Origin of the sequence: Sphingomonas sediminicola, assembly GCF_049991885.1 — a bacterium.
Classification (GTDB): Bacteria; Pseudomonadota; Alphaproteobacteria; order Sphingomonadales; family Sphingomonadaceae; genus Sphingomicrobium; species Sphingomicrobium sediminicola.
In genome coordinates this window covers 1,917,803-1,940,568 of the sequence record NZ_CP178916.1, presented here as the reverse complement: position 1 = coordinate 1,940,568, position 22,766 = coordinate 1,917,803, and the positions used below count along the sequence as shown (strand labels likewise).

At 63.6% G+C, this 22,766-nt stretch carries 28 protein-coding genes and 1 tRNA gene; 10 read left to right on the top strand and 19 right to left on the bottom strand.

The annotated features are described in order from the left end of the window. Window positions 1–18: 18 nt before the first annotated feature. Window positions 19–645 carry a PadR family transcriptional regulator gene (locus ACMC5O_RS10090; protein ID WP_187708892.1) on the top strand — a complete coding sequence of 209 codons (627 nt, stop codon included), beginning with the start codon at window positions 19–21 and terminating at the stop codon, window positions 643–645. Here the strand turns inward: ACMC5O_RS10090 and ACMC5O_RS10085 are convergent, their stop codons facing one another. Then, window positions 646–1,815: a glycosyltransferase family 4 protein gene (locus tag ACMC5O_RS10085; RefSeq protein ID WP_187708893.1), complete on the bottom strand. Its 1,170-nt coding sequence runs from the start codon at window positions 1,813–1,815 to the stop codon at window positions 646–648. A gap of 50 nt (window positions 1,816–1,865) precedes the next feature. Between ACMC5O_RS10085 and ACMC5O_RS10080 the strand changes: the two genes are divergently transcribed. The 3 genes from ACMC5O_RS10080 to ACMC5O_RS10070 all read left to right on the top strand — a co-directional run bounded on the left by ACMC5O_RS10080 (window position 1,866) and on the right by ACMC5O_RS10070 (window position 2,813). Further along, window positions 1,866–2,396, top strand: coding sequence for a DNA-deoxyinosine glycosylase (locus ACMC5O_RS10080; RefSeq protein ID WP_187708894.1), 531 nt, complete (start codon window positions 1,866–1,868; stop codon window positions 2,394–2,396). Beyond that, the gene (locus ACMC5O_RS10075) at window positions 2,389–2,694 is read left to right on the top strand and encodes a hypothetical protein (RefSeq protein ID WP_187708895.1); all 306 of its coding nucleotides are present in this window, start codon (window positions 2,389–2,391) and stop codon (window positions 2,692–2,694) included. Before ACMC5O_RS10080 ends, ACMC5O_RS10075 begins: the two co-directional genes overlap by 8 nt. 43 nt (window positions 2,695–2,737) lie before the next feature. Continuing rightward, window positions 2,738–2,813, top strand: a tRNA-Glu gene (locus ACMC5O_RS10070). Window positions 2,814–2,824: 11 nt separating this feature from the next. Here the strand turns inward: ACMC5O_RS10070 and ACMC5O_RS10065 are convergent. From ACMC5O_RS10065 to ACMC5O_RS10055, 3 genes are read right to left on the bottom strand one after another with little or no spacing between them, the layout of a single operon-like run. Then, window positions 2,825–3,028 (bottom strand): hypothetical protein, encoded by a 204-nt coding sequence (locus tag ACMC5O_RS10065; protein WP_187708896.1) that lies wholly within the window; start codon window positions 3,026–3,028, stop codon window positions 2,825–2,827. 56 nt (window positions 3,029–3,084) lie between these two features. Further along, on the bottom strand, window positions 3,085–3,747 hold the full coding sequence (gene pdeM / locus ACMC5O_RS10060; protein ID WP_426692794.1) for a ligase-associated DNA damage response endonuclease PdeM: 663 nt from the start codon (window positions 3,745–3,747) through the stop codon (window positions 3,085–3,087). Window positions 3,748–3,770: 23 nt separating this feature from the next. Beyond that, window positions 3,771–4,223 carry a hypothetical protein gene (locus ACMC5O_RS10055; protein ID WP_187708897.1) on the bottom strand — a complete coding sequence of 151 codons (453 nt, stop codon included), beginning with the start codon at window positions 4,221–4,223 and terminating at the stop codon, window positions 3,771–3,773. Window positions 4,224–4,316: 93 nt separating this feature from the next. Here ACMC5O_RS10055 and ACMC5O_RS10050 point away from each other — a divergent pair, with 93 nt between their 5' ends. Further along, window positions 4,317–5,822 carry a M20/M25/M40 family metallo-hydrolase gene (locus ACMC5O_RS10050; RefSeq protein ID WP_187708898.1) on the top strand — a complete coding sequence of 502 codons (1,506 nt, stop codon included), beginning with the start codon at window positions 4,317–4,319 and terminating at the stop codon, window positions 5,820–5,822. On the opposite strand, the gene ACMC5O_RS10045 is transcribed toward ACMC5O_RS10050, so the two are convergent. The 4 genes from ACMC5O_RS10045 to ACMC5O_RS10030 all read right to left on the bottom strand — a co-directional run bounded on the left by ACMC5O_RS10045 (window position 5,823) and on the right by ACMC5O_RS10030 (window position 9,825). Beyond that, window positions 5,823–6,110 (bottom strand): hypothetical protein, encoded by a 288-nt coding sequence (locus ACMC5O_RS10045; RefSeq protein ID WP_426692793.1) that lies wholly within the window; start codon window positions 6,108–6,110, stop codon window positions 5,823–5,825. Window positions 6,111–6,117: 7 nt separating this feature from the next. After that, window positions 6,118–7,119 carry an extracellular catalytic domain type 1 short-chain-length polyhydroxyalkanoate depolymerase gene (locus tag ACMC5O_RS10040; RefSeq protein ID WP_426692792.1) on the bottom strand — a complete coding sequence of 334 codons (1,002 nt, stop codon included), beginning with the start codon at window positions 7,117–7,119 and terminating at the stop codon, window positions 6,118–6,120. A 100-nt stretch (window positions 7,120–7,219) separates the two neighbouring features. Beyond that, window positions 7,220–9,640, bottom strand: a complete 2,421-nt coding sequence (locus ACMC5O_RS10035; protein WP_187709817.1) for a ligase-associated DNA damage response DEXH box helicase — start codon at window positions 9,638–9,640, stop codon at window positions 7,220–7,222. After that, a complete protein-coding gene (locus ACMC5O_RS10030; protein ID WP_187708900.1) occupies window positions 9,637–9,825 on the bottom strand; it encodes a hypothetical protein in 189 nt (62 codons plus the stop codon). The genes ACMC5O_RS10035 and ACMC5O_RS10030 overlap by 4 nt, the downstream gene beginning before the upstream one ends. 56 nt (window positions 9,826–9,881) lie before the next feature. Here ACMC5O_RS10030 and ACMC5O_RS10025 point away from each other — a divergent pair, with 56 nt between their 5' ends. Next, complete coding sequence (locus ACMC5O_RS10025; protein WP_187708901.1) at window positions 9,882–10,880, top strand: ligase-associated DNA damage response exonuclease; 999 nt, start codon at window positions 9,882–9,884, stop codon at window positions 10,878–10,880. A 2-nt stretch (window positions 10,881–10,882) separates the two neighbouring features. Here ACMC5O_RS10025 and msrB read toward each other — a convergent pair whose 3' ends face one another. The 6 genes from msrB to ACMC5O_RS09995 form a co-directional block, all read right to left on the bottom strand. Then, window positions 10,883–11,365 carry a peptide-methionine (R)-S-oxide reductase MsrB gene (gene msrB, locus ACMC5O_RS10020; protein WP_187708902.1) on the bottom strand — a complete coding sequence of 161 codons (483 nt, stop codon included), beginning with the start codon at window positions 11,363–11,365 and terminating at the stop codon, window positions 10,883–10,885. Window positions 11,366–11,405: 40 nt separating this feature from the next. Beyond that, window positions 11,406–12,059, bottom strand: coding sequence for a TMEM175 family protein (locus ACMC5O_RS10015; protein ID WP_187708903.1), 654 nt, complete (start codon window positions 12,057–12,059; stop codon window positions 11,406–11,408). Next, window positions 12,056–12,463 (bottom strand): cupin domain-containing protein, encoded by a 408-nt coding sequence (locus ACMC5O_RS10010; protein ID WP_426692791.1) that lies wholly within the window; start codon window positions 12,461–12,463, stop codon window positions 12,056–12,058. Before ACMC5O_RS10010 ends, ACMC5O_RS10015 begins: the two co-directional genes overlap by 4 nt. Continuing rightward, window positions 12,460–13,752 carry an epoxide hydrolase family protein gene (locus tag ACMC5O_RS10005; protein ID WP_187708904.1) on the bottom strand — a complete coding sequence of 431 codons (1,293 nt, stop codon included), beginning with the start codon at window positions 13,750–13,752 and terminating at the stop codon, window positions 12,460–12,462. The genes ACMC5O_RS10010 and ACMC5O_RS10005 overlap by 4 nt, the downstream gene beginning before the upstream one ends. 147 nt (window positions 13,753–13,899) lie before the next feature. Continuing rightward, window positions 13,900–15,282, bottom strand: coding sequence for a phosphoglucomutase/phosphomannomutase PgmG (gene pgmG, locus ACMC5O_RS10000; RefSeq protein WP_187708905.1), 1,383 nt, complete (start codon window positions 15,280–15,282; stop codon window positions 13,900–13,902). A gap of 63 nt (window positions 15,283–15,345) precedes the next feature. Further along, window positions 15,346–16,140, bottom strand: a complete 795-nt coding sequence (locus tag ACMC5O_RS09995; RefSeq protein WP_187708906.1) for a division plane positioning ATPase MipZ — start codon at window positions 16,138–16,140, stop codon at window positions 15,346–15,348. Window positions 16,141–16,220: 80 nt separating this feature from the next. On the opposite strand from ACMC5O_RS09995, the gene panC reads away from it, so the two are divergent. Continuing rightward, complete coding sequence (gene panC, locus ACMC5O_RS09990; RefSeq protein ID WP_426692790.1) at window positions 16,221–17,063, top strand: pantoate--beta-alanine ligase; 843 nt, start codon at window positions 16,221–16,223, stop codon at window positions 17,061–17,063. 78 nt (window positions 17,064–17,141) lie between these two features. Continuing rightward, a complete protein-coding gene (locus ACMC5O_RS09985) occupies window positions 17,142–17,441 on the top strand; it encodes a hypothetical protein (protein ID WP_426692789.1) in 300 nt (99 codons plus the stop codon). On the opposite strand, the gene ACMC5O_RS09980 is transcribed toward ACMC5O_RS09985, so the two are convergent. From ACMC5O_RS09980 to ACMC5O_RS09970, 3 genes are read right to left on the bottom strand one after another with little or no spacing between them, the layout of a single operon-like run. After that, entirely contained in the window at window positions 17,438–18,037 is a 600-nt protein-coding gene (locus ACMC5O_RS09980) for an OmpA family protein (protein ID WP_426692788.1), read from the bottom strand. The two genes, ACMC5O_RS09985 and ACMC5O_RS09980, sit on opposite strands and share 4 nt — an antisense overlap. Beyond that, window positions 18,034–19,338 carry a Tol-Pal system beta propeller repeat protein TolB gene (gene tolB, locus ACMC5O_RS09975; RefSeq protein ID WP_426692787.1) on the bottom strand — a complete coding sequence of 435 codons (1,305 nt, stop codon included), beginning with the start codon at window positions 19,336–19,338 and terminating at the stop codon, window positions 18,034–18,036. Before tolB ends, ACMC5O_RS09980 begins: the two co-directional genes overlap by 4 nt. Next, entirely contained in the window at window positions 19,338–19,793 is a 456-nt protein-coding gene (locus ACMC5O_RS09970; protein WP_426692786.1) for a YbgC/FadM family acyl-CoA thioesterase, read from the bottom strand. Before ACMC5O_RS09970 ends, tolB begins: the two co-directional genes overlap by 1 nt. Before the next feature lie 108 nt (window positions 19,794–19,901). On the opposite strand from ACMC5O_RS09970, the gene ACMC5O_RS09965 reads away from it, so the two are divergent. After that, window positions 19,902–20,348, top strand: a complete 447-nt coding sequence (locus ACMC5O_RS09965) for a hypothetical protein (RefSeq protein ID WP_187708911.1) — start codon at window positions 19,902–19,904, stop codon at window positions 20,346–20,348. Beyond that, entirely contained in the window at window positions 20,341–20,547 is a 207-nt protein-coding gene (locus ACMC5O_RS09960; RefSeq protein ID WP_187708912.1) for a helix-turn-helix transcriptional regulator, read from the top strand. Before ACMC5O_RS09965 ends, ACMC5O_RS09960 begins: the two co-directional genes overlap by 8 nt. Here the strand turns inward: ACMC5O_RS09960 and ACMC5O_RS09955 are convergent. After that, the gene (locus ACMC5O_RS09955) at window positions 20,507–21,673 is read right to left on the bottom strand and encodes a DUF3089 domain-containing protein (RefSeq protein ID WP_187708913.1); all 1,167 of its coding nucleotides are present in this window, start codon (window positions 21,671–21,673) and stop codon (window positions 20,507–20,509) included. The genes ACMC5O_RS09960 and ACMC5O_RS09955 overlap by 41 nt on opposite strands. Continuing rightward, the gene (gene ruvB, locus ACMC5O_RS09950) at window positions 21,670–22,713 is read right to left on the bottom strand and encodes a Holliday junction branch migration DNA helicase RuvB (RefSeq protein WP_426692785.1); all 1,044 of its coding nucleotides are present in this window, start codon (window positions 22,711–22,713) and stop codon (window positions 21,670–21,672) included. The genes ACMC5O_RS09955 and ruvB overlap by 4 nt, the downstream gene beginning before the upstream one ends. Window positions 22,714–22,766: the final 53 nt, after the last annotated feature.

The window sequence follows — 22,766 nt, the reverse complement described above, 5'->3', positions numbered from 1 at the left end:
CATCGAAAGGAGTCTTTGATGAGACATAGACACGGAGGCTGCCATCCGCGCGGCCGTATCGAGATCGACGTTCCGGACGCTCTGTTGGCCATGGGCCGCAGGTCGGGTGGCTGGGGTCCGTTTCACTTCGAATTTGATGACAATGGCTGGAGCGGCGGTCGCCGCGGCGGCGGTCGCAGAAGCCGGCGGATGTTCGAGTCCGGCGAGTTGCGGCTGGTCCTCCTGAAGCTGATCGCCGACGAGCCGCGCCACGGCTACGATTTGATCCGCGCGATCGAAGACCTGACTGGCGGCGAATATGCGCCGAGCCCGGGCGTGGTCTATCCGACGCTGACGCTGCTGCAGGACATGGGTCTGATCGAGGAGGCGGCGGGCGAGGGTCCCCGTAAGCCGTTCCAGGTAACCAGCGACGGCCGCGTTCACCTCGATGAGAAGGCGCAGGAAGTCGAACAACTGTTCGAGCGACTGGACGACATGGCTCCCAAAGAAACTCACGGGAGCGGCGCGTCCCTCGGGCGCGGCGTCTCCAATCTGATGACTGCAATCCGCAATCGCGTGTCTCGCACAGGCTGGGACGACGAACTGACCCACGAGATCACCGCGATCCTCGACGAGGCCGCGCAGCGGATCGAACGGCTGAAATAGCTAGCGGCCGGTGAGGCGCGCGTATCGCTCGCGGCGTTGGATGACCCGCTGGTAGGTCTTCAGCACGACCGAGTTGATCACGTCCCAGTCACGGGTCTTCGCGTAGGCAAGGCCGGCCTCGCCGTGCCGTTCGCGAAGATCTGGATCGCGCGCATAGGCCTCCAGGGCGTCGGCGAAGGCTTCGACGTCTCCGGGTGGCACCAGCGTCCCTGACTCGCCGTCTTGAACAAGGGTCGTCGCGCCTGTCGCCGAGGCCGCGACGACCGGAAGCCCGCAGGCCATAGCTTCAAGCGTGACGTTACCGAACGCCTCGGTGATCGACGGATTGAGGAAGACGTCCGAGCTCGCCAGCGCGCGCGCCAGGTCGTTTCCGACCTGATGCCCGACGAACACCGCTCCGGGCAGCCGTTCAGCGAACCAGCCGCGCGCCGGTCCGTCGCCGATCACGAGCACGCGATGCGCGACCTTGCGATCGGAGAGCGCGTCGATCGCGTCGGAAAAGATGTCGAGTCCCTTTTCCATTACGATCCGGCCCAGGAATCCGATAACCAGATCGCCGTCCGCTATCCCGAGCCCACGTCTCCATGCCACATCGCGGCGGTCGGGATTGAACTGCTGGCGGTCGACGCCGCGGCTCCAGATTGAAATGTCGCGGCTCATCCTCTGGGCATGAAGCACCGCCGCGGTCGATTCCGCCGGCGCGAGGATGGCGTCGCAGCGCTGGTATATCCGGCGCATGATTCCGCGCGCTACCGGCTCCAGGCTCTGCAGGTGATAGTAGCCGAGATAGGTGTCGAAGCGCGTATGGACCGACGCCACGATCGGGATCTTCCGCCGGCGCGCCCAGGTTACGGCGCGATGGCCGGTAATGTCTGGAGCGGAAATCTGGACGATGTTCGGAGCAAACTTTTCGAGGTCGCGCTTTACGGCGGCACTAAGGCCAAGACCAATGCGATACTCGGCGCGCCCCGGAACCGGGACGGACGGGATGCTGACAAGATCGCCTGCGGGCTCGAACGCCGGAGTGTCGGTCGTCGGCGAATAGACGCGGACGTGCACGCCCTGGCGGAGCAAATAGCCCACCAGCCGGTTCAGCGCCTGGTTGGCGCCATCCCGAACATAATTGTAATTGCCCGAAAACAGGGCGACGCGGATCTCGTTGGGAAGCACGGGCAGCAGCAATTAATGGTGAAAGCCGCAAAGGCAATGCACGGCTGTTCATGACAGAGGGAGTGAAGACCGGACTGCCCCTTGTTGCGAGGCCCGACGCGAGGCTGTTCATTCTCGGCTCTTTGCCCGGCGATGCTTCGCTCGCGGCCCGTCAATATTATGCGCATCCGCAGAATCAATTCTGGCGACTGGTGGGTTCTGTCGTCGGCGAGGACCTTCATTCGATGCCTTATGAGCGGCGGCTAGAGCGCCTTGCCGAGCATCGGATAGGACTGTGGGATGTCATTGGATCGGCGGTCCGGCGCGGGAGCCTCGACCAAGCCATCCGAACTGCAAATCACAACCGGATCGAGAGGCTCATCCACGACTTCCCGGCGCTCGAGGCAATCGCCTTCAACGGCGCGACTTCGGCCGCGATTGGCCGCAAGTTGGTCGGAAGCGCGACGGGCATCCGACTTGTCGACCTGCCATCATCCAGCCCGGCCAACACCCGGCCTATCGTCGAAAAGACCGCAGCCTGGGTCGTCCTGAAACCCCTTGTCTCGGCAGGCAATCAGGCCGAGATTGTCGCCGATGACTGAAGAAGACGAACTCGAGGTCGAAACCGACAGCGACAAAAGGCTGTCGATGGTTGACGAGGCTCTGGTCGCGGGCACGATTGCCAACACCAACGGCCTGCTGGTGATCCTCGCCAAGCTGGTCGCGAAAGGTGTTTTCGATCGCGACGATCTGAAGTCTTTCTCCGACAGCTATTCCAAGCCGCTCGACCATGTCGGAATGCGGGAGAACGAGCTGGTCACCCAGATGCAGGACCAGATGGAAGCGACCCTCGCCGAGCTGATGCGCTACCTGAGTGAGCGCGATTCCGCCCGCGATTGACTCATCGGGCGTCAGCCCACATATGCCCGACGCCTTCAGCGAAGGCCCCTTCGTCTAGCGGTCTAGGACGTCGCCCTCTCACGGCGAAAACACGGGTTCGAGTCCCGTAGGGGTCACCAGCCTTCTTGGCTTACTCGATGATTCGGAAGCCCGCCGGCAAGGTCGTCGCCAGTTCGCCTTCGACCTCGCGCCCTTCGTCGTTGGCGCCAGCAGCGTCGCGATATCGGGATGCCATTTCCTCGTGCAGTTCGCGGGCCTTCTCGCAGGTTGCGCGAGCGGCTGCTTCCTCTTCCTCGAGGGCCCGGCGATTTAGATAGTCCCGCTGCGACTCCATAGCCGACATTGTACTCTGCAAACGGCTCAACTGCACATGCCGACGCCCGGCAAGGCCTAAGCCGCTAGCGGGAAACGGAGAATCCGGTCCTGCAGTGGTACGAGAGCCGAAGCGGCGGGGCCGACCTGCTTCACGATTTCGGGATGGGAGGCGTCGAGTTCCCCTGTCAGCGAACCGAAGGCGGGTAGGATCAGCTTGGTCGACGATGCGACGAAGCAGCGACGAGAGACATGGCGCCCCCGGATATTGACGCGATACTTGGGATGGAAGTGGCCTGACATTTCCGGCCGGGGATCGCTCCGGTCCGCCTCGTGGCGGAGGGTGATGCCTGCGACTTCGATTTCTTCGACCAGCTTGCCCCCGCAATGATCCGCGAAGCCCGGATCGTGGTTGCCCAGGATCCAGGTCCAGTCGAGCTTGGTCGTCATTTCCAGGAGAAGGCTGCGCGCCTGATCGGGCAAGCGTTCGCAGCCGAAGCGGTCGTGGAAGCTGTCGCCGAGGCAGTAGAGTTTCTCGACTCCGGTCGCCTCAACGACGGCCGCCAGGGCGGTGAGCGTGGCGACCGAATCGTAGGGCGGGAGGAACTGTCCCAGCCGCGCGAACCAGCTTGCCTTTTCAAGGTGCAGGTCGGCCGCCAGCAGCGCTTTTTGCGCAGGCCAGTGAAGCGCACCTTCGGGTGACGCGACAAACGTTTCGCCTGCGAACGAAAAGGGAACCATCGCTTCGGTTTAGACGAGCGGCTTCAGGGCTCAAGCCCCAGAATATGATCTTTCAATGCGCGGGCATCGTGCAAGGCGTTGTGCGGCACGGCGCTGTTCGAGGCCGTGCTGAATCCGCCCAGCGGAACGAGCTGGAATGTGGTCGCCGGCACAGGGACCATTTCGCCTGGACCGGTCATCAATAGGTTGCAGAACTGCGAGATGTCCTCGGGCCAGTCAGCAAGGATCACCGGCTGCGGATCGATCGCGAGATAGTGCGACAGAGCAATTGCCGCATCGCGGCGGCTGAGCCTCGGCGAGACCAGCCCAACCGGCACATGGTCCAGGAAGGGCGCGACATTCTGCTCGACCCAGGGAAGCAGTGCGGCTTCACAGCCCAACGTCACGTAGAACTCCTCCCCGTCCTCCGGAACTAGCGCGAGGCTCAGCAGCGAGCCGCCGAAGCCGTTGAACTCGGTGTCGAGGAAGTAACGCACATAACGCGGTTAGCGACCTCGCGCAGATTGGCAAATGCTGGACAGAAAGACCGGACGGGGCTTTGCTGCGTCCCAACAGGGGGAGAGTCGTCCATGCGCACATTCCGCGCCGCCGTATTCGCCGCGCTTCTTGCGAGCGTCTCCATTCCGTCTTCCGCCGAAACGCCCAACCGCGCGCAGCTCGCGAGTTCGGTAAAGGCGAGCCACGATGCCAATCTGAAGCGGCTGCAGGACTGGATCGCGCAGCCGACGATCGCCGCGGAGAGGGTCAACGTCGATGGCGGTGCAGAGTATATGCGAAAGCTCCTGCTCGACGCCGGCTTTCAGCAGGCCAAGATCGTGCAGACGGACGGAGTTCCGGGCGTGTTCGCAACGCTCGACGCGGGCGCGGCCAAGACGCTCGGCATCTACTTCATGTACGACGTGAAGCAGTACGTGCCGTCCGAGTGGTCGTCGCCGCCGCTTGAAGGAAAGCTCGTCGATCGTCCCGAAGGAAAAGCGGTCGTGGGCCGCGGCGCCGTCAACCAGAAGGGCCCGGAGACGGAGTTCCTGGCCGCGCTCCATGCGTTCAAGGACACGGGCCGCAAGCTTCCGGTGAACCTTGTCCTTGTCGCCGAAGGCGAGGAGGAGATCGGCTCACCGCATTTCAAGCAGATCGTTGCCAATCCCGAGGTCCAGGCGGCGATGAAAAAGGCCGTGGGGGTGTTCATTCCCGGCGCCGGTCAGGAGCCGACCGGTTCGACGACCGTCGAGCTTGGCGCCAAGGGCGTGGTCGAGCTGCAGCTGATCTCTAGCGGGAAGGACTGGGGCCGCGGACCGGAAAAGGACGTGCATTCGAGCCTCCACGCGATCGTCGACAGCCCCACCTGGCGGCTCGTCCAGGCGCTCAACACGCTCGTCGGGCCGGACGGCCATACACCGGCGATCGAGGGTTGGTTCGAGCACGTGAAGCCGCTGACCGAGCGGCAAAAGGAGCTGATCGCTGACGGCGTGAAGAAGACCGACGAGGCCGAGATCAAGAAAATCTACGGCGTGAAGCACTGGATTGGAGACGAGGACTTCCTGACCAGCCAGTTGCGGCTGGCGTCGCAGCCCACGATCAACATCGAGGGCTTGGTAGCGGGCTACACCGGCCCGGGTGGCAAGACCGTCCTGCCGGGTCGCGCCGAGGCAAAGATCGACATGCGGCTGGTTCCGGACATGACCCGGGAGGATGCCGTCGCCAAGCTGAAGGCCCATCTTGCCAAGCACGGCTTCTCCGACATCGTCGTGAACGTCAGCGGCGGCTACAGTCCGACCCAGACCGACGAGAACAGCATCCTAATCCGGTCGCAGATTGCGGCGCTGAAGAAGGCGGGGATCGAATATGCGCTGTCGCCACGCTCGGCGGGTTCCTGGCCGGGCGTGACCTTCACCGGACCGCCGCTCAACCTGCCCGCGGTCGGCTTCGGAATCGGTACCGGCGGCGGCGCGCACGCTCCTGACGAATGGGTCCTGATCGACAGCAAGAATCCCAAGATCGCCGGATTTGACGATTCGGCGATGTTCTACGTCGATTATCTCTACGAGCTCGCCAGCATGGCGAAGGGGGGCCGCTAGCTACGGATTGACGGGGCAGGCGTCCGTCGGAAGTGCGCGTCCCTTGCGGCAGCGTTCGGCCATGGCGCGGGCCTGCTTGCCGCGCTCCTCGTCCTGCTTGCGCATCTCGCGGCCGCGCTTCTCGTCTGCCTCGGACTGGCTGGTCGTCGCCGCGTCCACTCCGGCTGACGCGACCTTAACCGGTAGCGTCACCACATCGACGGCGGTCTTCGCCACCGTTCCAACGACGCATCCTGAAAGGAGCGGGATCGCGGCGACGATCGGCAATATTCGTTTCGAAACAGTCATCTGCCCATCATAGCCCCGAGAAGAAGTCCCACATCAAGTCGTTCGCACTGATTGCCTTGGACGGCTGCTTGCGACCCTGCTGGGTGCCACCGCCCGGCCAGCTGTGCCCACCGGTGTCCGTCACGCACAGTTCGACGGGAGCGCCGCCCTTCCTCGCAGGGTATAGGTCGCAATGCGCGCCGGGAACCGTCAGCGCGCGCTTGGCCGTGGGCTGGGCCCGGTTGAGCGTAACCCATTTGTTTATAGAGGCGGGCACCGACGCGAAATCGACGTTGACGAGAGAGTCCGGTCCATGGCCGCCATTGAACAAGACGTGGCTGTCGTCCTTGGCGTGGAAATGGATCACCGGCACCGGGCGCGACGGAGAGCACGAAGACGTATTGTCGGTGCCCGCAACGGGAGCGATGGCGCGGATCATGCCCGGAAGCTCGCAGGCGAGGCGGTACGACATCATCGCCCCGTTCGACATACCGGTCGCGAAGACTCGGTTCCTGTCGACGTTTGCCTGGCGAGATACCCGCTCGATGACTTCTTTCAGGAAGCCAACATCATCCACCTTGTTCTGGACAGCCTTTCCGCAGCACGCTCCCGCGTTCCATGTCGCGAGGATGCCGCTCGCAAAGCGGCTGTACCCGTTCGGGAAGACGGCGATAAATCCCGCTTGCTCGGACTTGCCGATCAGACCGTATTTCGCATCATCCGACTGGAAATCGGCGTCACCTCCGCCTCCGTGCAGGGCAAGGAGCAAGGGTGCCGGCCGGTTCGGGCGGTAGCTCTTGGGAACGTGCACGAGATATTCCCGCGAAATTCCGTCGTGTACGAAGGTGAACCGGTAGTCTCCGGGTGCGGTGATGCGACTGGGGTTGGGATCGGCTTGCTTCGTCTGCCGCTGGGCGGCGCGCTCCCGCACTCGCTCGAAAATTTGCGCCCGCTCGCCGACACGTTGAGCGACGGCCGTGCCGGTAATCACGGCGAGCATGGTTGCGCCCACCAGGAATCGCGATGTCATCTCTTCACCCCTTCGAATCTCAGGGCTTCAGATTTCATTACGGCTCGTGAACGATGGCTGAGAGATTTGGTCGTGCTGCGTTCATCAAGATTGCCGGCCGCTAACCAAGACGCATCGCTTCGTCGGCTAACGCCTCGGCTTCGATAAGAAGAGTGGCATCCGCTTCCGCCCCAGGTGGCAGGGACTCCCGGCCGATGATGACCATCAGCGGGATCGCCATGGGGGTGATGCGGCCGGTGTCGACGTGAAGCATCGTCGCGGAGGCCCGGTCGACGAGACGGACAAGGCGCCCCAGCTCGGTCATCCGCGCGCGTGCATCGTCCCACGCCGCGCGGAGCAGGAGGTGACCCGGCTCGTAGCGGCGGAGGACGTCGTAGATGAGGTCAGTCGAAAAGCTGACCTGTCGGCCCGACTTCTTCTTTCCCGGATGATGCCGTTCCACCAACCCGCCGATCACTGCGACCTCACGGAAGGCGGTCTTGAGGAGGAGGCTTTGCTCGACCCAGTCGACGAACTCCTGCTCGAGGATGTCGGGTGAGAAAAGCGCCTTCGGGTCGGTGATCGGATGCAGGCCGTAGCAGGCGAGGGCGTAATCGTTGGCCACGAAGCCGAGAGGCTTCAGGCCCGCATTCTCCATCCGCCTCGTGATCAGCATGCCGAGCGACTGGTGCGCGTTCCAGCCCTCGAAGCTGTAGGCGACCATGTAGTGCAATTTCTCATGCTCGAACGTCTCGACGAGCAGTTGCTCCGGCTCTGGGATTGTCGAGCGGCGCTCCTGCACCTCCAGCCATTCGCGGACGTCATCGGGGAAGCGGTGCCAGTCGTTGCGATCGGCGAGCATGTGGCGCACGCGATTGGCGAGGTGCGTCGACATCGACATGCGCTGTCCGCCGTAGGTGACGATACGCCCGGACCTGGACGAGGCGCGGACGATGACGTCCGTGTCCTTGAATTGCTCGACCTCGAGGCTGAGGCCCGCGAAGAAGAACAGGTCACCTGGCGCCAGCGTGGACGCATAACCCTCTTCGATCGTGCCCAGCCTTCGGCCGTTGCGGAAGCGAACGGTGAGCAGCGGCTGCTCGACGATCACGCCGGCATTCATGCGGTGCTGTGCAGCGATCTGCGGCCTTGCGACGCGCCAGCGTCCGTCGCCTGCCGGGACCAGGCGACGGAAGCGGTCGTAGGCCTTCAGTGCGTATCCGCCGGTGGCAATGAAGTTCAGGACTTCGGTGAAGGTCTCATCCTTCAGGCCTGCGTAGGGAGCGGATGAGCGGATTTCGGCCAGCAGCTCATGCTCTTCGAACGGGGCCGCGCAGGCGACGCCGAGGATGTGCTGCGCAAGAACATCGAGCGTTCCCGGCCGAAAGTTCTCCGGGTCCAGCTCGCCATCGTCGATCGCGTCGAGCGCCGCCCGTGCTTCGAGATATTCGAAGCGATTGCCTGGGACGACCACACCCTCGCTCGGTTCATCGAGGCGGTGGTTCGCTCGCCCGATGCGCTGAAGAAGGCGAGAGGAACCCTTGGGCGCGCCCATCTGGACAACGAGGTCAACGTCGCCCCAGTCGATGCCGAGGTCGAGGCTGGCGGTTGCGACGAGCCCGCGGAGTTTTCCCGCAGCCATCGCCGCCTCGACCTTGCGGCGAGCCTCCTGCGCCAGGCTGCCGTGGTGGATTCCGATCGGCAGGCCCTTGTCGTTCGCCGACCACAAATCCTGGAAGATCAGCTCTGCGAGCCCGCGCGTGTTGCAGAAGACGAGCGTCGTCTTGTGTCGCTCGATCAGGTCCATGATCTCGCGGACGGCGTGGCGGCCGGAGTGTCCACCCCATGGAATTTTGCCTTCGGGGATGAGAATCGAAAGATGCGGTTCGGCACCCGGATCGCCCTGGACGATCTCGACTTCGTCCATGTCGGCATCGGGCGCGAGCCAGCTCCGGTATGCGTCTGGATCGCTGATGGTCGCCGACAGACCGACGCGCCGGAGGTTCGGCGCGATCTTCTGAAGCCGGGCCATCGACAGCGACAGCAGGTCGCCGCGCTTGCCCTTCGCGAAGCCGTGAAGCTCGTCGACGACGATCGTCCTGAGATTCTCGAAAATGGTGAAGCTGTCCGGATAGCTGAGCAGCAGGCTCAGGGACTCGGGCGTCGTCAGCAGGATCTGCGGCGGCCTGATCCGCTGCCGAGCTTTGCGGTCTGAGGGGGTGTCGCCGGTGCGCGTCTCGACCCGGATCGGAAGCCCCATCTCCTCGATCGGGCCGAGCAGATTGCGCTGAACATCAACTGCCAGCGCCTTCAGCGGCGAGATGTAGAGCGTATGGAGACCTTCAGTCGGCTTCTCAGTCAGCTCGGCGATCGTCGGCAGGAATCCGGCGAGCGTCTTGCCCGATCCGGTCGCCGCAACCAGCAGCGCGTTCTTCCCCGCCCGCGCGAGCCGCAGCATGTCCATCTGGTGCCGCCGCGGCTCCCATCCGCGCGCGGCAAACCAGTTCCGGATGACGAGTGGGAGATCCGGTTCGTTGCTCAGCGGTCGTCAGTCCCCTCGCGGCGGCGCCGCTCTTCCTCGGCATACTCTTCGCGTGTCGCGCGCTCGGTCACGCTCATCGGCGCTTCGCCCTTGCTGCGACGGTTGCGCAATACCACCCAGACCAGGATCACGAACAGGATGATCGGGCCGGCGATTTCCATCAGTCCAAGCAAAGTTTCGTCCATGAAGCTTCCTCTGCAGACAAGGGAACTCTCCCGTCCTTCGACCTATATAGCTCCCGATGGCGCGGCTCGGTTCCTGGATAGAGCCTTTTCCGGAAGGCATTTACGTGCGCCCGGCGGATGCGTGGATCGATCCCTCTCGGCCAAAGGAGCGAGCGCTCGTCACCCACGGCCATGCCGACCATGCGCGAGGCGGGCACAGCGCGGTCTGGGCGACGCCGGAGACGCTGGCGATCATGGGCGTCCGCTACGGCGAGCAAAACGGCAATCCGGTCGCCTATGGCGAAAGCTTCCGCGTCGGCGAGGTAGACGTCCGCTTCGTTCCCGCGGGCCATGTGCTGGGCTCAGCGCAAATCGTGCTCGAACATGCGGGCGAACGGATCGTCGTTTCGGGTGACTACAAGCGCCGCGAAGACCCGACCTGCGCGCCGTTCGAGCCAGTGCCGTGCGACATCTTCATCACCGAGGCGACGTTCGGCCTGCCGGTCTTCCGCCACCCAGACACCGGAAGCGAGATCGATCGGCTGCTCCATCGCCTGCATTCCGATCCCTCGCGGTCGGTGCTGGTCGGTGCCTATGCGCTGGGCAAGGCGCAGCGGGTGATCACCGAGCTTCGTCGCCGCGGCCATGAGCAACCGATCTACTATCACGGTGCGATCGAGCGGTTGTGCAATCTCTATGAGGAACTCGGCGTCGCGCTGGGCGAGATGCGGCACACGGCTGGGGCGAAGAAGGAGGAGATGGCGGGGCACATCGTCATCGCGCCGCCATCCGCTCTCAACGATCGCTGGTCTAGACGTTTGCCCGATCCGGTAACCGCAATGGCATCAGGCTGGATGCGCATTCGCCAGCGGGCGCGCCAGTCGAACATCGAGCTGCCACTGGTGATTTCCGATCACGCCGACTGGGACGAACTGACCTGGACCATCCGCGAGTTGCAGCCGCGTGAGGTGTGGATCACTCATGGACGCGAGGAAGCGCTCAAACACTGGTGCATGCTTCATCAGATCAAAGCGCGCGAACTGAACCTGGTGGGTTACGAGGACGAGGATGATTGAGATTAAGGCAGCGGCTCGCCCTCAGGCGCGCCACGATCAAGCTTGTCAGGCAGCGGCTCGCCGTTGGGCGTGAACTCGAGGCTGACCGAATTGATGCAATAGCGCTCGCCGGTCGGCGGAGGCCCGTCCGGGAAGACGTGTCCCTGGTGCGATCCACAGCGGGCGCAGACGATTTCCGTCCGGACCATTCCGTAGCTGGTGTCGCGGATATAGGTCAGGTGATCGGCGGAGAACGGCTGGGTGAAACTGGGCCACCCGGTTCCGCTCTCGAACTTCTGTCCGCCGTTGAACAACGGCAGGCCGCACAGCCGACAGGTGTAAACGCCGGGGCGCTTCTCATCGAGAAACACGCCGCAGAAGGGTGCCTCGGTCCCATGTTCCAGAAGTACGTGACGCTCCTGGTCGCTAAGGTCGGCTTCGAGATCGCGAAGCTGGTCTTCGGTGGGCCGGGTCAGGTCGAACTGAATCGTCATCGCGTCGTCCATCTCTGCTTCCTTGGAGTCAGGCGGGCCGCTTTAGCACAAGTCAGGGGCGGGAATGCTCCATCGCGCGGTGAACTTCGTCCTTGGCGGCCTGCAGCCGAATGACCGGCAGGAAGAACAATGCGGGAAGGATCAGCAACAGGGCCCAACTGATCCTGATGTTCATAAAGGCGATCGGGATTGCCGCAGCGTAGAGCGCCATGGCCACCCATGCCCTTCGAAAGACACGGTGGTGGAGCGCGCGGTGAACTTCGTTCTCGGTAACGCGCGCGGCATGTCGTCTGAGCAGCGTGAGCGCGAATGTGCACATCATGATCACGTACGCATACGCCGCGGTCGCCCTCGGCGACGTCGGGTGCTGGCCGAAGAATCGGGCGACGACCGGGACCATCGTCACCCAGAAGAGGACGTGATTGTTCAACCAGATGGTCGCTCGGTCCGACGTCGGCAGAGTGAAGACGAGATAGTGATGGTTTGCCCACAAGATGCCGACGACGACGAAGCTGAGCACGTAGATTGCAAGCAGCGTGGCGAAGTCTTCGAGAGCAGCCATGTCGCTTGCGAAGGCGAGTGTGTCCGGAACGCGGATTTCGAGGACCATGATGGTCACCGCGATCGCGAATACCGCGTCTGAGAAGGCCTCGACGCGTCGGTTGGTAGGCTGCAACTCTGGCGGTAGCCGCATCACGTCTTTCACTTGACGAAGACCGTCAGCGGCTTTCCCTTCTCGAGGACGTAAGTCGCAAGCTCGGCGGCGGAACCCTCACCCACATTTCGTGCGGAATGCACAGCTCCGTAGGGGACGAACAGCACATCGCCCGCTTTGACGCGCACGGGCTTCCCGTTCACCTCATATTCGAGAGATCCTTCGAGAACGTAGATGATCTCCTCCCCCGGGTGCGTGTGGCTCGGGAAAAATGCGCCGGGTGCAAAGTCGACCCGCGCTTGGAAAACCTCGCGACCCGGAACACTGAGGTCATGGCGCTGGAGATCGGTACGCGTCGAACCCGCCGGGCGAGGCTGTGCGGGGAGCGGCGAACCGCCCCCCACGACGAGCATCAGCGCGGCAACAACGGCGCCGACCGATGGCGCGGCGTTCACCGCAGCGACCTGAACCCGTTACGCAGGTCGTCCACGAACGCTTGCGGTTGCTCCCAGGCAGCGAAGTGGCCGCCTTTCGGGTGGCGCTGGTAATAGATCAGGTTGGAATAGGCCTTCTCGGCCCAGCTCTTCGGAACCTGGTACAGCTCCTCCGGGAATGAGCTTATCACCACCGGCACGGTTTGGCCCAGCGGCACGAAGAAGGCGAGCTTGTTCTCCCAATACAGCCTGGAGGAGGATACTCCGGTCTTCGTCAGCCAGTAGAGTGTGATGTTGTCGAGAACGTCATCGCGCGTCAGGCCTTCCGCGACGCCATCGAACGCCCGGGCGATGAGCCTGTAGCTGTCGATGTCGTGGTCGATGATCCATGCCGCCAGTCCGATCGGCGAGTCATCGACCGCGTAAAGCGTCTGCGGTCGGTTCCCCATCTCCTGGGCGTAAGCCAGGCCTTTGCCGAAGAAGAACTTGAGCTGCTCGAACGCACGGAGCTCGTCGGCATCAAGGCCCTCCGGCGGTGGCCCGCCAGCGAACGCTGCCCTTGCGACATCGGCGGGCATCGCGAAGGGCATGTTGGTGTGGATCGCGATTACTTCCCTCGGTGCCTGTAGGGCAATCTGCTCGGTGACCGGAGTGCCCCAGTCGCCGCCGGAAGCGAAGAAACGGTCGTAGCCGAGCCGTCCCATCAACGTGATCCAGGCTCTCGCAATGCGCTGCGGATCCCAGCCTAGCTTGGTCGGCTTTCCGGAGAATCCGTAGCCCGGAAGCGAGGGAATCACGACGTCGAACGCGTCTTCGGCGCTGCCTCCGAATGACGTCGGATCGGTCAATGGATCGATGATTTTGAGCTGCTCGATGATCGAACCTGGCCAGCCATGAGTGACGACCAGCGGCTTGGCGTCCGGATGCTTCGATTTCACGTGAATGAAGTGAATGTCCACGCCGTCGATGTTTGTGATGAAGTTCGGGTACGAATTGATCTTCGCCTCGACCTTTCGCCAATCGTGCGAATTGAGCCAATAATCGGCGAGCTTCTGCATTGTGGCGAGCTGCACGCCCTGGGAGGCGTCATTGACTAGTTCGCGATCAGGCCATCGGGTGGCCGCGATGCGCCGTTTCAAGTCGGCAAGATCTTCGTCCGACGCTCGAAACGAGAACAGCCGGATCGAGGTTTCTGCTTGGGGGCGCTCCTCAAGCACGAAGGTCCTCTTTGGGGTTTCGGTCTGGGTTGTGGTGGTGGGCTCGGGCGCAAGAGTATCGCCACCGCCTCCCGGCGGCGTCGGTGCAGTCATGGTCAGTCTCCACGTCTGGGGGGTTAGACGCGTACGCTACCGTGATCAGCCGCGATGTAAGCGGGTCCGCAACAGACTGGCGGCCGCCGCCGGCTCTGCTCCCTGCCAATCGAGTCGGTCAATTCCCAATGCGATGGACCGAAGGCCTTAGTGGCCGTCGCCCTCGGTGCGTTCGACGCCGGACAGCGAAAGCTGCTCGTCGATCTGGCCCATAAGGCGTTCGAGGCCCGCGTCGTCGCGAGCTTCGGCGCGGGCGACGAGGACGTCCTGCGTGTTGGACGCGCGGAGCAGCCACCACCCATCGTCGGTCATCACGCGAGCGCCGTCGGTCGCATCCACCCGCGCTCCATTGCTCGAAAGCCGCGCGAGGATTTCCCTTATGACGGCGAACTTGCGGCTTTCATCGACTGGGAAACGAAGCTCCGGAGTCACGATCGACTTCGGCATTTCGTCGACGATCTGGGTCAGCGATTTGCCCGATGCGTTAAGGGCCTCGATCAGGCGAACGGCTGCATAGAGCGCATCGTCGAAGCCGTACCAGCGATGCTTGAAGAAGATATGGCCGCTCATCTCGCCAGCTAGCGGGGCCGCCGTCTCGATCATCTTCGACTTGATAAGGCTGTGCCCGGTCTTCCACATCAGCGGCTTGCCGCCGATCTTGGCGATATGGTCGAACAGGATCTGGCTCGCCTTCACATCGGCGATGATGGTTGCCCCGGGCATTTCCTTCAGCACCGGCTCGGCGAGGATCATCAGAAGCTGGTCGCCCCAGACCACGCGGCCCTTGCTGTCGATGGCGCCGATGCGGTCCGCATCGCCGTCGAACGCAATTCCGAAATCAAGATTCTTCTCCGCGACGAGTGCCTTGAGGTCAGCGAGGTTCGCCTCGACCGTCGGGTCGGGATGATGATTCGGGAAGGTGCCATCCACGTCGGTGTGGATCGCGAAATGCTCGCCCGGCAATTTCTTGATGAGCTTCTCGAGCGCGGGACCGGCGGCGCCGTTCCCGGCGTCCCAACCGATGCGGAACGTTCCGCCCTGGAAGCCCTGCATCAGGCGATTCACGTAGGTGTCGAGCACATCCACCTGGTCGACGTGGCCATGGCCCTCTGACCAGTCGCCGTCGGCAGCGCGGCGGCCAATCGTCTGAATCTCATCGCCAAAGACCGAGCGGCCGTTCAGGAGCATCTTGAACCCATTATAGTCGGACGGGTTGTGGCTCCCGGTGACCTGGATTCCACCCTGCACGCTCAGCGTGGAGACGGCGAAATAGAGCATCGGGCTGGGTCCGATACCGATGTCGTCGACGTTGATGCCGCCTTCGATCAGGCCGCGGATCAGCTCGGCCGCGAGGATCGGCGAGTGAGTACGGCCGTCCCGGCCTACGGCGATGCGGGTTGCGCCTTCATCGGTGGCCAGAGCGGCGAAAGTCCTGCCGAGCGCATAGGCATCGGCCTCATTCAGCGTTTTTCCAACGATTCCGCGAATGTCGTACTCGCGAAGGATGGTGCGATCGAAGCTATGGGTCATTGAACTCGCTATTTAACAGGAACTTGGTTCGGCGCGCCGCAATGACCCAATCGGCGCTGCCGTTCAACCTGCCGCTGCGATGGGCTCTTCGACGCCGGGGTCAGGAATGCCGAGCCCCGCGATCATCTCGCGAAGCTCCTGCCGAGCGGTGATGTGACCGATGCCGACTTCACCGAGCTGCTCGAAATCGAGCAGGGTGAGGCCTTTCGGGAACAGTTCACGATAGATGACGCGTTCGCCCAGGCCCGGGATGACCCGGAAGCCGACCCGGCGGGCCAGTTCGTCGAGCGCCGCGCCGACTCGGCGCAGGTTGTGGCTCTCGATGTGCTGCAGGCGATTGCGGAGCACGACCCAGTCGACGCTCTTGCCGGTGTTCTTCGCGCGCTGCGTCCGGCTGTTCCAGATCAGCTCGGCATAGAAGCTGGGCCGCGTTATCTTGTAATTTTCCGGATGAACCTGGCCGATCAGGTCAAGATCGACGAAGCTGTCGTTCATCGGAGTGACCAATGTGTCTGCCTTGAGAATTGCCGCGCGAGCGATCGGATCGTCGCGGCCGGGCGTGTCGACAACGATAACGTCGACCTCCTCGCTGAGCTCGCGCAGGGCGAGATCGAGGCCTTCGACGCTGTCGCCTTCGAATACGCGATACTTTGCCTGAGGCAGGTTCTTGCCGAGCCGGCGCATCGTCGCATCGCGGTTCTCGAGATAGCGGGTCATGGTCCGCTGTCGGCTGTCCAGGTCGAGCGCGCCAACGACATGTCCGGTCGCTGCGAGGGCGACAGCGGTGTGAACGGCAGTGGTCGACTTGCCGGTTCCGCCCTTTTCATTGGCGAAGACGATGAAATGCGGCTGGGCCATGTTCCCCACCCCCCTTGCACTTTTCCCACGCGGCTCCAAGAACCGCGCCCCGTTAACCGTTTACTTAAAGGTCGGATTCCTTGCAAATAATCCGTGAGGCCAGCCAATTGCCGTCAGCCCTCATTGCCATGGGGGACGGCGGAAAGAGTCTGGCGCTCGTTCCGACCATGGGCGCTCTCCACTCCGGACATCTCAAATTGATCACGGAAGCAAGCCGTGTCGCCGACCGTGTCGCTGCGACGATCTTCGTCAATCCGCTCCAGTTCGGCGCGAACGAGGACTTTGATCGCTATCCCCGGCAGGAAGAGAAGGACGCCGCCATGCTGGAGGAGGCGGGCTGCGACCTGCTCTGGCTTCCGCAGCCCGCTGAATTTTATCCGGCCGGCTTCGCGACGACGGTCAGCGTGAAGGGGGTAAGCGACCGCTGGGAAGGGGAAGCGCGGCCCGGCCATTTCGATGGCGTCGCGACGGTCGTTGCAAAATTGCTGTGCGCGGTGCGGCCCGACATCGCCTTGTTCGGTGAGAAGGATTTCCAGCAACTCGCCGTCATTCGGCGGATGGCTCTGGACCTGCAGCTCGGCATCGAGGTCCTGGGCGTACCAACTGTCAGGGACGAGGATGGCTTGGCTCTATCATCCCGGAACGCCTACCTCTCGCCCGAAGAGAGAAGTAATGCAGTGGAGCTTCCGCGCGCACTCAACGAGGCGGCGGAGGCGATTTCATCCGGCCTGCTGGTTAGCGATGCGCTGGCCGCTGCGAAGGCACGGCTGACGAGGGCCGGCTTTTCGCGGATCGACTATGTTGCCCTCGTCAATGCGCTGACGCTTGAACCGCTGGAGCAGGCGGGCGGCCCGATGCGCCTGATTGCTGCAGCCCTAATCGGCCGCACGCGCCTCATCGACAATATCGCCGTCGGACTGTGACTCTGACGCCACGACGCCGTTAACCATTTATTTGCCATCTGCGTCCGAAGTTCACCCCGTACCAGGGGGAGAGTTCAAGTGGGTGCAATTAGCCAGAAGAGCGCGGAATTCCTTATCCGCAGCCGCCTCGCAGATGCCGAGCGCGGCAATGTCGACGCCTTGTTCGAACTGGGCGTCACCTATTCGACCGGCCGGGGGGGCATCACGGTCGACCTCGTCGAAGCGCACAAGTGGTTCAACCTCGCGGCTCTCAATGGCTGCACTCGCGGGCAGCAGTGCCGCGCCGAGATCGCCATCGAGATGACTGCTCGCGAGATCGCCGAGGCCCAGCGCCAGGCGCGTGCCTGGCTCGGCTCGCACCAGCGCTACGCCGCCTAACGATTTCCGGGCTGTGGCTGCGGCCAAGGCTGCGGCGGCATCCAGGGCTGCAGTTGCTGCGGCGGCTGCTTCAAGACGGTGACGACGCGGCTGTTCTGCAACCAGGTCGCGTCATGGACCGCATCGCTGGTCGGACGTTCCCGGCCCCAGCTGACAATTTGAAGCTGCTGGGGCGGCACGCCTGACGCAATCAGGTAATTACGAACCGCCGCCGCGCGCCGCTCGCCGAGCGCCAGCGCGTAATCGCGCGTCTGCCGGACGTCGGCATGACCCTCGATGCTCGCGTTCACATAAGGATGCATGATCAACCACTGGGCCTGGGCGGTCAGCGTGGCCTGGGACTGCGGGGTCAGCACGTAGCTGTCGCGGCCGAAGCGGACGGTGTTCGAACCCGCCTTCAACTTGAGATCCTGTTCGAGCACCGGGACCGCAAGCACGGGCGCCTGCACGCCGGGATAGCCGGGCGCAGGTTGCGGATAGCCCGGCTGGGGATATCCGGGTGCGGGTGCCGGCGAATAGGGATAGGGCTGGTAGCCTTGGGCGGAAGCGGAGGTACCAACGAAGGCGGAAGCCAAAAGCAACGCACGCATGATCATTGGACCACTCCCGACCAGCTCGGGTCGGCGCCCGGTTGCGGCGTGGCGACGGCCTTCGGTTCTCCGCCGCCGATCGAAACCATCAGCAACGACCCAGTGCCCGTGCCCTGCTGGGTCCGCTGGAACATCACCCACTCGCTGTCCGGGGACCAGCTCGGCGCCTCGTCCTGCCAGCCATTGGTCAGGAGCTTCTCGTCGCCGCCGCTCGCGTTCATGATTCCGATGCCGATGGTCGAACCGTTCCAGCGCGAGAAGGCGATCCTGTCGCCGTCAGGGCTCCAGACGGGCGAGGAGTTCGAGCCTCCGCCGAAGCTGATCCGGCGCTGGCCCGAGCCGTCGGTATTCATGACGTAAATCTGCTGGGTGCCCGAGCGGTCGCTCTCGAAGACGATCTTCCGACCGTCTGGCGAGAAGCTCGGCGAGGTGTCGATGCCCGGCGTGGTGGTCAGCCGCTGCGGATAGCCGCCGTTCGCGTCGACCACATAGATGTCGGTATTACCGTCCACCGCCATCGAAAAGGCGATCGAGCGTCCATCCGGCGAGAAGCGCGGCGCAAAGCTCATCGACGTGGATTGCAGGAGCTGCCGGTCGTTGCTTCCATCCGCGTCCATGATTCGGATGTGCGGCATTCCGCCGGCGAAGCTCATGTAGGCGATGTGCTCGCCATCCGGCGAAACGCGCGGGCTGGTCACGGTGACTTCGCCCTGGGTGAGATAGCTGTGGTCGGTCCCGTCCCAGTTCATGATCGCGATGCGTTTTACCGGCTGCATGCGCGAACCCGTTGCGGCGACATAAACGATGCGGCTGTCGAACAGGCCGGGCCGCTTGGTCACCGCGGTGTAGAAAGCGCCGGCGCAGCGGTGGGCCGCGCGCTTCCATTCGGTTGCCGCCACCGCGAATCCCTTGCGGGTCATCTCTCGGCGCTGCTTCAGGTCATAGAGATAGCAGACGACATTGATGCGGCCGTCGTCGCGCGCTTGGACATAGCCCGTCACCAGCGCCCCGGCGCCGATGTTCGCCCAGTTCGGGTAAAGCGGCGCACCTGCCTCGGTCGGAGTGTAGTGCCGTAGGTTCTCAGGGCCAGTCGGATAGATCGACCGCGTGGTTCGAAGGTCCGACACGATCTGCTGCGCGATCTGGATGCCGATGACGCCGGTTTCGCCGCCGTCGGTCTTCAGGTTCTTGGGGGTTGGAAACTGCGGGACCGCGAGGACGATCTGTCCTCCGGACTGGGCTTGCGCCGCGGTGCCCGCGACGAAGGCGGCGACGGCGAACAGGCTGGTTGAATTGATAAAACGCATCACTTCCCGGTCGTTATTCGATTGAACCGCTCAACCCAGTCCTTCGGCTGGCGTTGCGGCCGGCCATCGCTGTCGAGGTAGGCGGCTGTCACCCTCGCGTCGGTCAATTGTTCCGTTCCACGGATGACCCGCTGATGAATGTCCACGGATGCGGCGCGAACGGCGTCGACGGTGCTTATGACAATCAGGTCATCGCCGAGCCGCGCGGGCTTGCGATATCTGATGTCCACCTCGGTCACGAAATAGGCACTGCCGTCGCCCCTGAGGGCAGCACCCTGGTCGACACCGACGGCGCGGATCATGTCCGACCGCGCACGTTCCATGAACTTCAGATAGTTCGCGTAGTAAACGACGCCTGCCGTGTCCGTGTCCTCGAAGTAGACTGTCAGCGCGAAATGATGCTCCGCCCCGACAAATCCGCCGCGATAGGGTGTGTCGAGGTGCGCCAGGCTCATCCCGTTCGCTTACCGGCCGCTGCCGCCCGCCGCAAATAGGGCGCTTGACTCATGTGTAACCCCAAGGTTACATGTAACGCATAGGTTACTTGATCTGGGGGATTTGGAATGGCTGAGACGAGCAGCGAGACGGCAGAGAGGTTGAGCGGCAAGCGGGCGCGAATGTTGTTCGTGCTCGCGGCGATCTTCCTGTCGCAACAAGCCTCTTACTTTTCCAGCCGGCACGACCTCGTCAGCTCAGCCGGCCACTTCAAGATCGCGGCCTGGGTCGTGCTTTCGGCCGTTCTACTGCTGATGCTCGCGACTGGCGGAGCCTGGTTTCGGTCGGCGGAGGTCCGAGCCCTTCTCAACGACGAAACTACGCGGGAGCATCGCCGCACCGGATTCGCGAACGGCTTCTGGGCGGCCTGCCTGACTGCTATCGGGATCTATGTCGTCGACCTGTTCGAGCCGGTATCCGGCCGCGACACGGTCCACATCATCCTGACTATTGCCATCGCGGTAGCAATGCTGACCTTCGCACGGCTGGAGCGTCACGCGCTTCGCGATGGGTGAGCGGCTCGCCAACGGATTGAAATTGCGGCGGACCGAGCTCGGCCTCACTCAGGCCGAGCTCGCTGAGCGTGTCGGGGTTACTCGCAAGACCATCAACACGGTCGAGAATGGCGTGTTCACACCCTCCGCGATGCTCGCGATCAAGCTCGCGGAGGCGCTCAGCGTGCCTGTTGAGAAGTTGTTCTGGATCGAGCGCTGACGTCCTCGACCTGGCGGATCATGTCGCCCTGTGCCTCGGCGACGTCCGCCAAATGCATTCCCCAGCCGGGAACGAACATGCCGAGGATCCCGACCTCGCCGTAGACGCGGTCCGTGCGCTTGCTGTTGGGGTCGGCGTTGGTTCGGATCGAGAGATAGCCGAGTTGGCCGTCGTTGACGCAGCGCGCCGAGACCAAACCTTCGGTCCGCACGAACTGGGTCGGCGGCGCACCCTCGCTCGACCAGCTGATCGGACCGCCCGGGACTGGTAGCCCGAAACGGGTGTTCCAATAGCTGTCGAGGCTCTCCCATGCGGTCGAGCCGGGTTTCGCCGGATTGGTGCAGGCGACGGTCATTCCGGGAGCAGGCGCGTTGCCGAAGATCGCGCCGGCGGGCGGGACGTTTTTCTCGCGGAAGCTGACCCAGGTCATGACGCAACCCGTTTCGCCCGGCGACGAGCAGATGGGCGTCGATTTCAGCGTGCCGCCGACCGTCTTGCCCTGCGGGACGAGCAGGTTGAAGCCGGGCAGGATGGCGAGCCGCATTTGCTTCGCGATCGGCTTGCCCTCGATCTCATGCTTGATGAGCTGCTGGAGCATGAGCGAGCCCTGGCTATGGCCAATAAGAACGAACGGGCGGCCTTCGTTGTACTGCCGCAGGTACGTGCGCCAGGCGCTGGCGACGTCGGCATAGGCGAGCATCGCCGGCTTGGTGACATCGGCGCCCGCCGCGGCCGCTGCCACCGCACCAAGCGTCATCTGGCGATAGACCGGAGCGAAGGTGCGGCAGACGCCGGCAAAGCGTGCGAACTGCACCTGTGTTGCCGAGCGCTCGCTGTTGTCGACGGTGAGGTCGCTGTTCAGTCCCCGATCGTTAGAAACCGTCGGGTAAACGTAGAAGCAGTCGACCGCCGCATCCTTGGCGACTTCGCTGCGTCCGACAGAGCCGTAGCCGTTAGAATTAAGCGCGGTCGTCGGCAGCGGCGTCGAACAAATGTCGGACCGGCCAGGAAGGCAAAGCCAGTTCGCGTCCTTCGAATAATCGACGGCTGCGGGAGATGCCGCGGGCTGGGCGGATGCGGGTGTAGCCGCGACGGCGGCGAAGGTCAGCAATGCAGTGCGGATCACTTGGGGCTCGCTCCCGGGTCGAACAGGCCTGCCTGCGCGCCGGCGGGTGGGTTCAGGCCGAGGTGAGTATAGCCGCGGCCGTTCAGACAGCGCCCACGTGCCGTCCGGGCGATGAGGCCAAGCTGAATGAGATAGGGCTCGATCACGTCTTCGATGGTGTCGCGCGGCTCGCTTAGGCCTGCGGCGAGCGTTTCCACGCCGACTGGGCCGCCGCCGTAGAGATCGGCGATCATCGTCAAGTAGCGGCGATCCATTGCATCGAGGCCGAGCGCGTCGATCTCCAGTCGCGAAAGTGCCTTGTCGGCGACGCCTTCGTCGATCTCGTCTGCTCCAACTGCGTGGGCAAAGTCGCGTACGCGGCGGAGCAGCCGGCCGGCGATGCGCGGAGTTCCGCGTGAACGGCGGGCGACTTCGCGCGAGCCGTCATCGGTGATTCCGACACCCAGCAGCCGCGATGCCCGGCGGATGACCTGCTCAAGCTCCTCGACCGTGTAGAAGTTCAAGCGGACGGGGATTCCGAACCGATCGCGCAACGGGGTCGTCAGGAGGCCCTGGCGGGTGGTTGCTCCGACCAATGTGAAGCGCGGAAGGTCGATACGGACGGAGCGAGCCGATGGGCCTTCGCCAATCATCAGGTCGAGAGCACGATCCTCCATCGCAGGATAGAGGACTTCCTCTACCGCGGGATTGAGGCGGTGAATCTCGTCGATGAACAGGACGTCGCCGTCCTCGAGGTTGGTCAGCAGCGCGGCCAGGTCGCCGGACTTGGCAATCACCGGACCCGACGTGGCGCGGAAACCGACGCCCATCTCGCGGGCAAGGATCCCGGCGAGCGTGGTCTTTCCGAGGCCGGGCGGTCCATGAAACAGGACGTGGTCGAGCGCCTCCCCGCGGCTCTTCGCAGCGTTCACGAAGATGCGCAGGTTCTCTCGCGCAGCTTGCTGGCCGACGAACTCGTCGAGGCTTTTCGGGCGAAGCGCGGCATCCGCGTCTTCGGTCGTGCGCTCCGGCGTCGTGATTCGGGCTGGGTCGGTCGCCATCTCTGAGATTTGATTCGCAGATGGACGCGCCGCCGACAAGGCGCTTACTGTTG